The sequence below is a fragment of the Mesonia sp. K4-1 genome, from assembly GCF_008017825.1.
GTDB lineage: Bacteria > Bacteroidota > Bacteroidia > Flavobacteriales > Flavobacteriaceae > Mesonia.
Window position 1 is genome coordinate 120,285 of record NZ_VRLS01000026.1, and the last position, 12,036, is coordinate 132,320.

Sequence of the window (12,036 nt, forward strand, 5' to 3'; positions counted from 1 at the left end):
TTGCAATCGATTAAATGTTATATTTGTTAAAGTCAAATTTTATGGTTTCGAGTATAAGATATTATTTTGAGCGTAACGGATTTTACGTAAGTTCTCGTTTTGCAGATCGCTTGGGAATGAAAGTAAAAAGCGTGCGTCTCTTTTTTATATACTTGTCATTTGCTACTCTTGGAATAGGCTTTGCGGTATATTTAACTTTAGCTTTTTGGTTAAAATTAAAAGATTTGGTGTATACCAAACGAACCTCTGTTTTCGATTTATAAAAATCCATCTACTAATGTAAAATGTCAAGTTTAGTCCGTAAGATTTTTCATTCTAGAATAAATGTCGCCATATTTCTACTTTTCGGAATATTTATTTTAGGAATATTAGGCTTTAGGGTTTTGTCTGGTTATAGCTGGATAGATGCTGTCTACATGACGGTTATTACTATTACAACGATTGGTTTTGGTGAAGTGCAACCCCTTAGTGCGGTAGAGAAATTCTATGTTTCAATATTTATTTTATTAAGTATTATTATAGTGGGTTATGCTCTTTCTGTAATTTCAGAACATCTATTAAGAAAAAGTAATATAGGTAATTTAAGATATAGTAGGATGCGAAAAACAATAAACACGTATGAGGATCACGTAATAATATGTGGCTACGGAAGAAATGGGAGGCAGGCAGCATTAAAACTAAAAGCATACAATAAACAATTTGTAATCATAGATTCCGATAAGGAGGTTATTGATGATTTAATAGAAAAAGGAATTTCTTGCATTGAAGGAAACGCAACCGAAGATGAAATTTTAGAAGAAGCCGGTATTACCCGAGCATCTACATTATTATGTGCACTACCCAATGATTCTGATAATTTATTCGTGGTGCTTTCTGCTAAACAGCTAAATCATAATTTAAAAATTATAAGTAGAGCTTCAAGAGAGAACAGTACAAAAAAGCTAAAGCTCGCTGGCGCAGATAATGTAATTATGCCCGATAGAATTGGGGGTGACCATATGGCGTCTTTAGTGGTTAATCCAGATTTAATCGAATTTTTAGATAATTTATCTGTAACGGGAGAAAAAGATAGTATTAATATAGAGCAAATTGCTTTTGAGTTTATTTGTCCAGATGAAAGGGAGAGAAGCATTGCAGAGCTTGATTTGAGAAAACAAACAGGGTGTTCAATTATAGGCTACAAATCACCCACGGGAGATTATATCGTAAATCCTGAAGCTAAGTTAATAATTAGAAAAGACTCTAAGTTAATATTGGTAGGTAGTACAGAACAAATACGCAAAATGCAAGATTTATACTTAAAATAAAATTATTGATAAAGCGTTATGATTAACAAATTCTTTACATTTCAAGCGCAATCACTTTGATATAGTGAGTTTTTTTTTGATATTGCTGCAGATTTAATTTCAATTTTCCAAAATTTATTATAATAAATAATTATACCTTATGAGAAAGTACCTACTTTCAGCATTGTTTTTATGTACAACTATACTTACAATTCACGCCCAAGTTAATGTAAAGGCACAAGATAATACGGGTGATAGTGACAGTCAAGCTTTAAAAGTGAAGACAGAGTTGCTCAATCCTTCTAGTCTTATTAACGATGGTACAATAATTCTTGATGTTAGCGGTGGAACACCACCTTATTCGTATAAGTGGAGTAATCAAGAAACTTCGTTAAAATCTAATAAAGCAGAAAACCTAGTCGAAGGTATTGATTATACGGTCATTATTACAGACGCTAATCAAAATACAGTCACTAAGTCTTACCGTATTCCAGCAGAGTCTATTACAGAAAATTTTAACGGCACATTTGCTCCTATTGTTCAAAGTATGGGAGCAATTCTTTTTTGGGATCCATTCACCGCATTAGGTGTTTATGATCCTATTGTGTATGCTGACGTAAAAAATGTATCTATTCCTAATTGGACGAGTGAGACCGAAGATAAGTTTACTCTTAAATCTTGGGAAGCTAAAGAAGGACAGCATATTGAAAAAGGCGATCTTATTGCGATAATTACTTCTGAAAAGGATGGAGATATAGAAGTGAGATCCTCAACAAGTGGAGAACTTCAACATCTAGTAAAAGAGGGAAATAGTATTTTTGACTATACTAATACGGCAGACTTAATAGAATCTGGCGCTCATTATTTTGCACGTATACAATATGATGAACCTGTCATTCTAACACACCCTAACGGAGATCCTCAAACTCACACCATACCTTTTATTGTAGTATGGTTAGTATTGGGAGCTGCTTTCTTCACAATAAGAATGGGGTTCATTAACTTTAGAGGATTTAAACACGCACTAGATTTAGCTAAAGGTAAATTCGATGATCCTAATGCGCCAGGAAGTATTACACATTTTCAGGCATTGTCTACAGCGGTCTCGGCCACAGTAGGTTTAGGGAATATTGCAGGTGTTGCAGTAGCGATTTCGTTAGGTGGAGCAGGTGCTACATTTTGGATGGTATTGGCAGGTTTAATGGGAATGTCTTCGAAATTTGTAGAATGTACTTTAGGAGTAAAATATAGGTTTATAAATAAAGAGGGTAAAATATTTGGAGGCCCTATGAATTACCTTCGTTATGGTTTAGAAAAAAGAAACCTTAGTGGTCTTGGTAAATTTTTGGCAGCTTTTTTCGCAGTATTAGGAGTAGGAGCTTCTTTTGGAGGAGGAAACATGTTTCAAGCAAATCAATCTTTTGAAATTTTATCAGGTCAATTTCCTGCACTCGTAGGAAATGGTTTTTGGTTTGGTATCATTGTATCTGTACTTGTAGGTGTAGTTATAATTGGAGGGATTAATAGTATCGCTAAAGTTACTGGAAAAGTAGTGCCATTTATGGCTGCCGTATATGTAATTGGAGCATTAGCAGTTATTGGAATAAATATTGAAAATATCGGTCCTGCATTTAGTGCAATCTTTGAAGGAGCTTTTAATCCAACCGCTCTTAAAGGAGGAGTTATAGGAGTTTTAATTGTTGGTTTTCAACGTGCAGCATTTTCTAATGAGGCAGGTGTTGGTTCCGCAGCAATTGCCCACAGTACAGCAAAAACAAATCATCCGCCTTCAGAAGGATTCGTAGCTTTATTAGAACCTTTTATTGATACAGTTGTAGTTTGTACTTTAACAGCATTAGTATTAATTTTTACAGGAATGCACGAAGTTGAAGGAGTTGGTGGTGCACAATTAACCTCTCAAGCTTTTGCAAGTGTAATTTCTTGGTTCCCGTATGTATTAGCAGCAGCAGTATTCTTATTTGCATTTTCTACTATGATCTCTTGGTCATATTATGGAATGAGAGCTTGGACTTATTTATTCGGAAAAAGTAACAAGTCCGAATTTGTATATAAAATGTTATTTTTAATATTCGTAGTAATAGGATCTTCTGTGAGTTTAGGAGCAGTTCTAGACTTTTCAGATATGATGATTCTAGCCATGTCTTTCCCTAATATCATAGGGTTGTATATTCTTTCAGGAGAAGTACGAGAAGATCTTCGTGAATACTTCAGAAAATTAAAAGCAGGTGAACTATTTAAGAAGCAGAATGTGACTTCTTAAGCAACATATAACATATGAAAACACAATCCCATTTCAGTTTAAATAAAAAACAACGAAATGGGATTTTGTTCTTTTGGGTAGTTATTGTTTTGATTTTTATAGGAATCTGTTATCAAGACACTCTTTTTCCTCTTCCTGAAAATAAGATTGTACAAGATGAGCAAGCTCAGCTAATTCAACATAAAATAGATTCCTTAGCGAAAGCAAAAACAAAGAAAAAATTTAAAATCTTTCCTTTTAATCCTAATTATATAAGCGATCACAAAGGTTATACTTTAGGAATGAGTTTGGATGAAATTGACAGGCTTCATCAATACAGAGAACAAAATAAATGGATCAACTCCATTCAAGATTTTAAAAAAGTTACTCAGGTTTCAGATTCGTTGCTCAATACCATATCACCCTATTTTAAATTTCCAGAATGGGTAAAAGAAAACAAGAAAAATACTTCGTATAAAAGAGGTGCCACTCCTCATCATTTAAAATCTGATTTAAATCACGCTACAGAAGATGATTTAATTTCCGTTAACGGAATAGGGCAGACCTTATCTACTAGAATTATTAGATATAGAGTTCGTATTGGAGGTTTTATTGATGATATTCAAATTAAAGATATTTACGGATTGTCTTACGAGGCAGAGCAAAACCTTTTAGACAAGTTTACGGTAAAGGCTAAAAATAAACCTATACTGTTAAATATTAATTCTGCTACAGTTCTTCAGTTAACTGAAATACCTTATTTCGACTACGAACTTGCGAGAAGAATAATTAATTATAGGAAATTGAATGAAAAAATCACAACTTTTGAAGAATTAATAAAAATAGATGGTTTTCCTAGTCATAAAATAGATAGAATACAATTATATTTGACCGTTGAGTAATTAATGATAAAAGGGCTTTTTAATTTTTAAAAAGTCAATAAAAGTATAAATAAATGAATAATATGTATTTTACTGAAGAACACGAACTTTTTAGGCAAAGTCTTAAAGATTTTTTACAAAAAGAAGTGGTGCCTCATCTAGATAAGTGGGAGAAGACAGGTACTATCGAAAGGTTTATCTGGGAGAAGTTTGGAGAAATGGGTTACTTTGGTATCAACTACCCAGAAAAATATGGAGGTTTAGAGTTAGACCTTTTTTATACAGTAATTTTCTTAGAAGAATTACAAAAAATCAACTCTGGAGGTTTTGCAGCAGCTATGTGGGCGCATGCTTACTTAGCTATGACGCACTTAAATAAAGAAGGAGATGAAAGAATAAAGCAAGAATACCTAACTCCAAGTATTGAAGGTAAAAAAATAGGCTGTCTTTGTATTACAGAGCCTTTCGGCGGATCTGATGTTGCAGGTATGAAAAGTACCGCAGTAAAAGATGGAGACTCTTATATTATAAATGGTTCAAAAACTTTTATTACTAATGGAATCTATTCAGATTACTTGGTAGTAGCAGCGAAGACTTCTCCAGAATTAGGAAATAAAGGCATGAGCATTTTTGTGATGGACAGAGATACACCAGGTATTGCTTCTACTAAATTAGATAAGTTGGGTTGGAGAGCTTCAGATACTGGAGAAATTTCTTTCACCGATGTAAGAATTCCTGCTGAAAACCTAATGGGTGAAGAAGGTCAAGGTTTTCCATACATTATGCAGCATTTTGCATTAGAGAGATTGATTATGGGTATTAATGCACATGCAAGAACAGAACATGCATTGCAGTATACTTTGGGATATATGAGTGAAAGAACTGCTTTTGGTAGATCCATAGATAAATTTCAAGCCTTAAGACATAAAGTAGCCGATATTGCAAGTGAAGTAGAGATGTGTAAAGAATTTAATTATTCTATCGCAAAAAGATTAAATCAAGGTGAATATGTAGTAAAAGAGGCGAGTATGTCAAAATTACTTTCTACAAAAATTGCCGATCAAGCTATATATGACTGTTTGCAGCTTTTAGGAGGTTACGGTTATATGGAAGATTATCCATTAGCTAGAATGCTTCGTGATAGTAGGCTTGGACCAATAGGAGGTGGTACTTCCGAAATTCTTAGAGAGATTATCGCCAAAATGATTATCGATAAGAAGGAATATAAGCCGGCAACCTAGATTAATAATATTGTTTTCGTTGCCACGGAATTAAATAAAAAAGACTCTGCCAATGGTTGGGTCTTTTTTTTTAGCTATTAAAAATTTGCGATATAATAATTTTAAAAAGTTTGTAGTTTACATTCTCAATAAATAATATATTTGCGCAAATTTTTAAAGAAAGGAGGTGGTAAATAGATGTTGATAGTACAGATAAAGGACGGTGAAAATATTGAAAGAGCGTTAAAGCGTTATAAGCAAAAGTTTAATAAAACGAAAACGATGTTTCAATTACGATCTAGACAAGAATTCATAAAGCCTTCTGTTACAAATAGAGAGAAAATTCAAAAAGCTCGATACATTCAGAAGCTAAGAGATCAAGAGAATATTTAATTTTTCAAAAATCCAAAAATTGACCATAAAGTAAGTAACTTTATGGTCAATTCTTTTATATGGCATCCATAGATAAATTTGTAGAGTATTTAAGATTAGAGAAAAACTATTCAGAGAATACGATTATCGCTTATCAAAACGACTTATTAAAATTTAGAAAATTTGTTGAAAGCCAGTTTCAAGAGAGTGAATTAAAAAGCGTTAATTACTCTATTATTAGGACTTGGATTATAGAGTTGTCAGAAGGGGGGATTTCTAACAACTCTATCAATAGGAAAATTTCATCACTTAATGCTTTTTATAGATTTTTGCTTAAAACAAAAACAATTAAGGTCTCTCCTTTGGTTAAACATAAAGCGCTAAAGACTTCTAAAAAAATTCAAGTTCCTTTTTCTAAATCAGAGATTCAAGAGGTACTTCAATTAATAGAGGTAGATTCTTTTCAGACTTCAAGGGACCGATTGCTAATAGAGTTGCTCTATGTTACGGGTATGCGGAGAGCTGAGGTGATTTCCTTAACTTTAAGTAATCTAAATTTAGAAAATAGAACCTTAAAATTCATAGGAAAAAGAAATAAAGAACGGGTGGTCCCTCTAATTGGTACTTTTGTAAATAGTATTAAGAAGTATTTAAATTTTAGAGAGAAACTTCTACAGAGCTTATCTAAACAAACGGATGTTCTCTTTTTAACAGAAAAAGCTAAAGAGATCTATCCTACGTTGCTTTATAGGAAAATTAATGAAATGTTTTCATTAGTATCTACTAAAACAAAAAAAAGTCCTCACGTATTAAGACATTCTTTTGCAACCCATTTATTAGCCAATGGTGCTAACCTACAAGAAGTAAAAGAACTCTTGGGGCATGATAGTTTGGCTTCTACTCAGGTTTACACCCATAATGACATTAATAGTCTAAAAAAGGTATATGGGAAATCGCATCCTAGAAATAAAAGTGAAAAATAATTTTAACTAATATTTTGATAATCAATAAGATGTTTTTTTATTCAAAAAAAAGATAAAAAAAAACGCAAAAATATTTTGTGTAATTCACAAACTCCTCTATATTTGCATTCCGTTAGAAAAGCGGTAGTTCTTTAGAAAATAGAAAGAGTAAAAGATGCCGATGTAGCTCAGCTGGCTAGAGCAGCTGATTTGTAATCAGCAGGTCGTGGGTTCGAGTCCCTCCATCGGCTCTGTTCTATGAAATTTTGAAGGTTTTTTTATTTAAAAAACCAATGGGGAGATACTCAAGCGGCCAACGAGGGCAGACTGTAAATCTGCTGACTACGTCTTCGCAGGTTCGAATCCTGCTCTCCCCACTAAAAACTTAATTTAAGATTAAGTTTAGAATGCAAAATTTTGGAATGCGGGAGTAGCTCAGTTGGTAGAGCGTCAGCCTTCCAAGCTGAATGTCGCCAGTTCGAACCTGGTCTCCCGCTCTATTTTCACTAAGGTAACTTGGTGGGGATGGGGCTTAACTTGCATAAAGCAAAAATAAGTTTTATGCCGACGTAGCTCAGGGGTAGAGCGCTTCCTTGGTAAGGAAGAGGTCACGAGTTCAATTCTCGTCGTTGGCTCTATTTATGAGGCGTTTGCTTTTCGTAAACAAAACTTTCGGGTTGTTGTTTTTTTGTATTGTATAAAATTGAACACTAATATATAACTAAGATTAAATAAGTATTAATTATGGCAAAGGAAACTTATGATCGTTCCAAACCGCACTTGAATATAGGTACAATTGGACACGTAGATCACGGAAAAACAACTTTAACAGCAGCGATTACAAAAGTAATGGCAGATGCTGGTTATTCAGAGGCTAGTGCTTTTGATCAGATTGATAACGCTCCAGAGGAGAAAGAGAGAGGTATTACAATTAACTCTTCTCACGTTGAATATTCTACAGCAAATCGTCACTACGCACACGTTGACTGTCCTGGTCACGCCGATTACGTGAAGAACATGGTTACTGGTGCTGCTCAAATGGACGGTGCTATTTTAGTTGTTGCTGCGACTGATGGTCCAATGCCTCAGACTCGTGAGCACATCCTTTTAGGTCGTCAGGTTGGTATTCCAAGAATTGTTGTATTCTTAAATAAGGTTGACCTTGTGGATGATGAAGAATTATTAGAGCTTGTTGAGATGGAGGTTAGAGATTTACTTTCTTTCTACGAGTATGATGGTGATAATGGACCTGTTGTTTCTGGATCTGCTTTAGGAGCTTTAGAAGGAGATGATAAGTGGACAAAAACAGTTTTAGAATTAATGGAAGCTGTTGATGCTTGGATCGAGTTACCAGAGCGTGATGTTGATAAGCCATTCTTAATGCCAATTGAAGATGTATTCTCTATTACAGGTCGTGGAACTGTTGCTACAGGTCGTATTGAAACTGGTATTGCTAATACAGGGGATCCAGTTGAGATCATCGGTATGGGTGCAGAGAAATTAACTTCTACTATTACTGGTATTGAAATGTTTCGTCAGATTCTTGATAGAGGTGAGGCTGGAGATAATGCTGGTATCTTATTAAGAGGTATTGAGAAGTCTCAGATTTCTAGAGGTATGGTAATTACTAAGCCTGGATCTGTAACTCCTCACGCTAAGTTTAAAGCAGAGGTTTATATCCTTAAAAAAGAAGAAGGTGGACGTCATACTCCATTCCATAATAACTACCGTCCTCAGTTCTACGTTAGGACTACAGATGTTACAGGTACTATTAATTTACCTGATGGAGTAGAGATGGTTATGCCGGGAGATAACTTGACTATTACTGTTGAGTTGATCCAAACTATTGCAATGAATGTTGGTCTTCGTTTTGCTATCCGTGAAGGAGGTAGAACAGTAGGTGCTGGTCAGGTTACTGAAATTTTAGACTAATTTTGAATATATATTATAAGTTTAAGGTGTTTCGTTTTTCGAAACACCTTGGCTTATAGATACGGGTTTAGCTCAGTTGGTAGAGCACTGGTCTCCAAAACCAGGTGTCGGGAGTTCGAGTCTCTCAACCCGTGCAAATAAAATAATCATGGCAGGAATCGTAAATTATATTTCAGAGTCTTATAACGAGTTAAAAAACCACGTAACTTGGCCTTCTTATGCAGAGGCTCAGAGGCTTACGGTTATTGTGCTTGTTTTTTCAGTATTATTTTCTTTAGCGATATGGGGTGTAGATACCGTTTTTAGTTCTGCGATCGAGCAATATTTTGAATGGGTAAAATCTTAAGAATCAACTAGCGATATGTCTGAAGGGAATTTGAAAAAATGGTACGTTGTTCGTGCTGTAAGTGGTCAAGAGAATAAAGTTAAGGATTATATAGAAAAAGAAATAGCTCATCAAGGTTTAGAAGATTTTGTAGAGCAAGTCTTGGTTCCTACGGAGAAAGTTATTCAAATCCGTAATGGAAAAAAAATCAATAAAGAAAGAGTGTATTTCCCTGGATATATAATGGTTCAGGCTAATCTAGGTGGAGAAATACCTCATATTATAAAAGGTATTAATGGAGTAATTGGTTTTCTGGGTGAGACAAAGGGAGGTGATCCTGTTCCGTTAAGAAAATCAGAAGTTAATAGAATGTTAGGTAAGGTAGATGAGTTGTCTGTTAAGGCAGATAGTGTTGCTATTCCTTACAATGTAGGGGAAACTATCAAAGTAGTCGATGGTCCGTTTAACGGATTTAATGGTACTGTGGAGAAGGTGAATGAGGAAAAACGCAAGCTTGAGGTAATGGTGAAAATATTTGGAAGAAAGACACCATTGGAATTGAGCTACATGCAAGTTGAGAAAATATAAATTGTTACATATATATTAGAATTATTGTTAATGCTTCCACTTTAAAAATAATTCAAACTAAATTTTTAAGAAATGGCAAAAGAAGTAAGTAAGGTTGTAAAGCTACAAGTAAAAGGAGGCGCGGCAAACCCGTCGCCACCAGTTGGACCTGCTTTAGGTGCTGCCGGAGTAAATATCATGGAATTCTGTAAGCAATTCAATGGTAGAACCCAAGATAAAGCTGGTAAAGTATTGCCAGTTGCAATTACAGTATATAAAGATAAGTCTTTTGATTTTGTAATTAAAACTCCTCCAGCGGCTGTTCAACTTATGGAAGCAGCAAAAACAAAGAAAGGTTCGGGAGAGCCAAATAGAAAGAAAATAGCAAGCGTAACTTGGGATCAAGTAAGAGCTATTGCTGAGGATAAAATGCAAGATTTAAATGCGTTTACTGTCGAGTCTGCTATGAAAATGGTAGCTGGTACTGCACGTTCAATGGGAGTAACAGTAAAAGGTGATGCACCATTTTAATCCAAAAAGAAAGTAAAAATGGCAAAATTAACAAAAAAGCAAAAGGAAGTTCAGTCAAAAATAGATTCTACAAGAACCTATACTGTAGCTGAAGCTTCTGCTTTAATAAAAGAAGTATCTAACGTAAACTTCGATCCGTCTGTAGATTTAGCAGTTCGTTTAAATGTAGATCCACGTAAAGCTAACCAAATGGTTAGAGGTGTGGTGACACTTCCACACGGAACTGGTAAAGATGTAAAGGTATTGGCTTTAGTAACTCCAGATAAGGAGCAAGAAGCTAAAGATGCTGGTGCAGATTATGTTGGTCTAGATGAATACTTAGATAAAATTAAAGGTGGTTGGACTGATGTTGATGTAATCATCACTATGCCTAGTGTTATGGGTAAATTAGGTCCTTTAGGAAGAGTTTTAGGTCCTAGAGGTTTAATGCCTAACCCAAAAACTGGTACAGTTACTATGGATGTTGCTAAGGCAGTATCTGATGTGAAAGCAGGTAAAATCGACTTTAAAGTAGATAAAACTGGTATCGTACATGCAGGAATTGGTAAAGCCTCTTTTGATGCAGAGAAAATTGCAGGAAATGCAAGAGAATTATTAACTACGCTAGTAAAATTGAAACCTCAGGCAGCTAAAGGTATTTATATTAAAAGTATTTATATGTCTAGTACTATGAGCCCAAGTGTTGAGATTGATACAAAAAGGTTTACTGAGCAATAATTAGATATTATGACAAGAGAAGAAAAATCACAAGTAATAAAAGATTTAACTGCCCAGTTAACTGATACATCTATCATCTATTTAGCAGATATTTCTGGTTTAGATGCTGGGACAACTTCTAACTTAAGAAGAGCTTGTTTTAAAGCTAACGTTAAGTTATCGGTAGTTAAAAATACATTGTTGGCTAAAGCCATGGAGGTAACCGAAAAAGATTTTGGTGACTTACCGTCAACTTTAAAAGGCAATACTTCAATTATGATTGCAGAAACTGGTAATGCACCAGCTAAAGTAATCAAAGAATTCAGAAAAAAGGCTGAAAAGCCACTTTTAAAAGGAGCTTTCATTAATGAGGCTGTATATGTAGGAGATGAGTATTTAGAAACTCTTTCTAACATTAAGTCTAAAGAAGAAGTTATTGGGGACATCGTTGGATTACTTCAATCTCCTGCTAAAAATGTTGTATCAGCACTTAAGTCAGGTGGTGGTAAAATTGCAGGAATTCTTAAGACCCTTTCTGAAAAAGAAGGATAAAACGTACGCACTTTTTAACAATTATAATTCAAATTACACATTTTAAAACGATAGAAAATGGCAGATTTAAAAGATTTCGCAGAACAATTAGTTAACTTAACAGTAAAAGAAGTAAACGAGTTAGCTGATATATTAAAAGAAGAGTATGGTATCGAGCCTGCAGCTGCTGCTGTAGTAGCTGGTGGTGGAGCCGCTGGTGGTGATGATGCTGCTGAAGAGCAAACTGAGTTTGATGTAATCCTTAAAGCCGCTGGAGGTTCTAAACTTGCAGTTGTAAAATTAGTTAAAGAATTAACTGGTTTAGGATTAAAAGACGCTAAAGGTTTAGTAGATGGTGCTCCAGCTCCAATTAAGGAAGGTGTTGCTAAAGACGAAGCTGAGGCATTAAAATCTCAATTAGAAGAAGCAGGAGCTGAGGTTGAGCTTAAGTAAGCTTAACAAGCAATATTATT

General features: G+C 34.6%; 14 protein-coding genes and 5 tRNA genes. All 19 read left to right on the forward strand.

Annotated features, from left to right (window positions below):
- Positions 1-41 precede the first annotated feature (41 nt).
- The 19 genes from FT986_RS04805 to rplL all read left to right on the forward strand — a co-directional run bounded on the left by FT986_RS04805 (position 42) and on the right by rplL (position 12,016).
- The gene (locus FT986_RS04805; RefSeq protein WP_245924777.1) at positions 42-263 is read left to right on the forward strand and encodes a PspC domain-containing protein; all 222 of its coding nucleotides are present in this window, start codon (positions 42-44) and stop codon (positions 261-263) included.
- Positions 264-284: 21 nt separating this feature from the next.
- Positions 285-1,307, forward strand: a complete 1,023-nt coding sequence (locus FT986_RS04810) for a TrkA family potassium uptake protein (RefSeq protein WP_147864098.1) — start codon at positions 285-287, stop codon at positions 1,305-1,307.
- 139 nt (positions 1,308-1,446) lie between these two features.
- Positions 1,447-3,567 carry an amino acid carrier protein gene (locus tag FT986_RS04815; protein WP_147864099.1) on the forward strand — a complete coding sequence of 707 codons (2,121 nt, stop codon included), beginning with the start codon at positions 1,447-1,449 and terminating at the stop codon, positions 3,565-3,567.
- 14 nt (positions 3,568-3,581) lie between these two features.
- On the forward strand, positions 3,582-4,448 hold the full coding sequence (locus FT986_RS04820; RefSeq protein ID WP_147864100.1) for a helix-hairpin-helix domain-containing protein: 867 nt from the start codon (positions 3,582-3,584) through the stop codon (positions 4,446-4,448).
- 53 nt (positions 4,449-4,501) lie between these two features.
- On the forward strand, positions 4,502-5,668 hold the full coding sequence (locus tag FT986_RS04825) for an acyl-CoA dehydrogenase family protein (protein ID WP_147864101.1): 1,167 nt from the start codon (positions 4,502-4,504) through the stop codon (positions 5,666-5,668).
- A 177-nt stretch (positions 5,669-5,845) separates the two neighbouring features.
- Positions 5,846-6,040: a 30S ribosomal protein S21 gene (gene rpsU / locus FT986_RS04830; protein ID WP_147864102.1), complete on the forward strand. Its 195-nt coding sequence runs from the start codon at positions 5,846-5,848 to the stop codon at positions 6,038-6,040.
- A gap of 59 nt (positions 6,041-6,099) precedes the next feature.
- On the forward strand, positions 6,100-7,002 hold the full coding sequence (locus FT986_RS04835; RefSeq protein ID WP_147864103.1) for a tyrosine-type recombinase/integrase: 903 nt from the start codon (positions 6,100-6,102) through the stop codon (positions 7,000-7,002).
- Between the two features lie 156 nt (positions 7,003-7,158).
- Positions 7,159-7,232: transfer RNA gene (locus FT986_RS04840), tRNA-Thr, on the forward strand.
- A gap of 44 nt (positions 7,233-7,276) precedes the next feature.
- A tRNA-Tyr gene (locus FT986_RS04845) sits at positions 7,277-7,358 on the forward strand.
- A gap of 47 nt (positions 7,359-7,405) precedes the next feature.
- Positions 7,406-7,478, forward strand: a tRNA-Gly gene (locus tag FT986_RS04850).
- A 66-nt stretch (positions 7,479-7,544) separates the two neighbouring features.
- Positions 7,545-7,616, forward strand: a tRNA-Thr gene (locus FT986_RS04855).
- Positions 7,617-7,725: 109 nt separating this feature from the next.
- Complete coding sequence (gene tuf / locus FT986_RS04860) at positions 7,726-8,913, forward strand: elongation factor Tu (protein WP_147864104.1); 1,188 nt, start codon at positions 7,726-7,728, stop codon at positions 8,911-8,913.
- A 61-nt stretch (positions 8,914-8,974) separates the two neighbouring features.
- A tRNA-Trp gene (locus tag FT986_RS04865) sits at positions 8,975-9,047 on the forward strand.
- Between the two features lie 14 nt (positions 9,048-9,061).
- Positions 9,062-9,259 (forward strand): preprotein translocase subunit SecE, encoded by a 198-nt coding sequence (gene secE / locus FT986_RS04870; RefSeq protein WP_147864105.1) that lies wholly within the window; start codon positions 9,062-9,064, stop codon positions 9,257-9,259.
- 15 nt (positions 9,260-9,274) lie between these two features.
- On the forward strand, positions 9,275-9,826 hold the full coding sequence (nusG, locus tag FT986_RS04875; RefSeq protein ID WP_147864106.1) for a transcription termination/antitermination protein NusG: 552 nt from the start codon (positions 9,275-9,277) through the stop codon (positions 9,824-9,826).
- 72 nt (positions 9,827-9,898) lie between these two features.
- On the forward strand, positions 9,899-10,336 hold the full coding sequence (gene rplK, locus FT986_RS04880; RefSeq protein WP_111541794.1) for a 50S ribosomal protein L11: 438 nt from the start codon (positions 9,899-9,901) through the stop codon (positions 10,334-10,336).
- 18 nt (positions 10,337-10,354) lie between these two features.
- A complete protein-coding gene (rplA, locus tag FT986_RS04885) occupies positions 10,355-11,053 on the forward strand; it encodes a 50S ribosomal protein L1 (protein ID WP_111541795.1) in 699 nt (232 codons plus the stop codon).
- A gap of 9 nt (positions 11,054-11,062) precedes the next feature.
- The gene (gene rplJ / locus FT986_RS04890; protein WP_111541796.1) at positions 11,063-11,584 is read left to right on the forward strand and encodes a 50S ribosomal protein L10; all 522 of its coding nucleotides are present in this window, start codon (positions 11,063-11,065) and stop codon (positions 11,582-11,584) included.
- A 57-nt stretch (positions 11,585-11,641) separates the two neighbouring features.
- A complete protein-coding gene (gene rplL, locus FT986_RS04895; protein WP_111541797.1) occupies positions 11,642-12,016 on the forward strand; it encodes a 50S ribosomal protein L7/L12 in 375 nt (124 codons plus the stop codon).
- The last annotated feature ends 20 nt before the right edge of the window (positions 12,017-12,036 follow it).

What these genes read in the sequence shown, in the direction of transcription:
- FT986_RS04815 (WP_147864099.1), top strand. Translation starts at nt 1,447, where the DNA reads ATGAGAAAGTACCTACTTTCAGCATTGTTTTTATGTACAACTATACTT.
- FT986_RS04820 (WP_147864100.1), top strand. Translation starts at nt 3,582, where the DNA reads ATGAAAACACAATCCCATTTCAGTTTAAATAAAAAACAACGAAATGGG.
- secE (WP_147864105.1), top strand. Translation starts at nt 9,062, where the DNA reads ATGGCAGGAATCGTAAATTATATTTCAGAGTCTTATAACGAGTTAAAA.
- FT986_RS04810 (WP_147864098.1), top strand. Translation starts at nt 285, where the DNA reads ATGTCAAGTTTAGTCCGTAAGATTTTTCATTCTAGAATAAATGTCGCC.
- rplA (WP_111541795.1), top strand. Translation starts at nt 10,355, where the DNA reads ATGGCAAAATTAACAAAAAAGCAAAAGGAAGTTCAGTCAAAAATAGAT.
- nusG (WP_147864106.1), top strand. Translation starts at nt 9,275, where the DNA reads ATGTCTGAAGGGAATTTGAAAAAATGGTACGTTGTTCGTGCTGTAAGT.
- rpsU (WP_147864102.1), top strand. Translation starts at nt 5,846, where the DNA reads ATGTTGATAGTACAGATAAAGGACGGTGAAAATATTGAAAGAGCGTTA.
- rplJ (WP_111541796.1), top strand. Translation starts at nt 11,063, where the DNA reads ATGACAAGAGAAGAAAAATCACAAGTAATAAAAGATTTAACTGCCCAG.
- FT986_RS04805 (WP_245924777.1), top strand. Translation starts at nt 42, where the DNA reads ATGGTTTCGAGTATAAGATATTATTTTGAGCGTAACGGATTTTACGTA.
- rplK (WP_111541794.1), top strand. Translation starts at nt 9,899, where the DNA reads ATGGCAAAAGAAGTAAGTAAGGTTGTAAAGCTACAAGTAAAAGGAGGC.
- rplL (WP_111541797.1), top strand. Translation starts at nt 11,642, where the DNA reads ATGGCAGATTTAAAAGATTTCGCAGAACAATTAGTTAACTTAACAGTA.
- tuf (WP_147864104.1), top strand. Translation starts at nt 7,726, where the DNA reads ATGGCAAAGGAAACTTATGATCGTTCCAAACCGCACTTGAATATAGGT.
- FT986_RS04835 (WP_147864103.1), top strand. Translation starts at nt 6,100, where the DNA reads ATGGCATCCATAGATAAATTTGTAGAGTATTTAAGATTAGAGAAAAAC.
- FT986_RS04825 (WP_147864101.1), top strand. Translation starts at nt 4,502, where the DNA reads ATGAATAATATGTATTTTACTGAAGAACACGAACTTTTTAGGCAAAGT.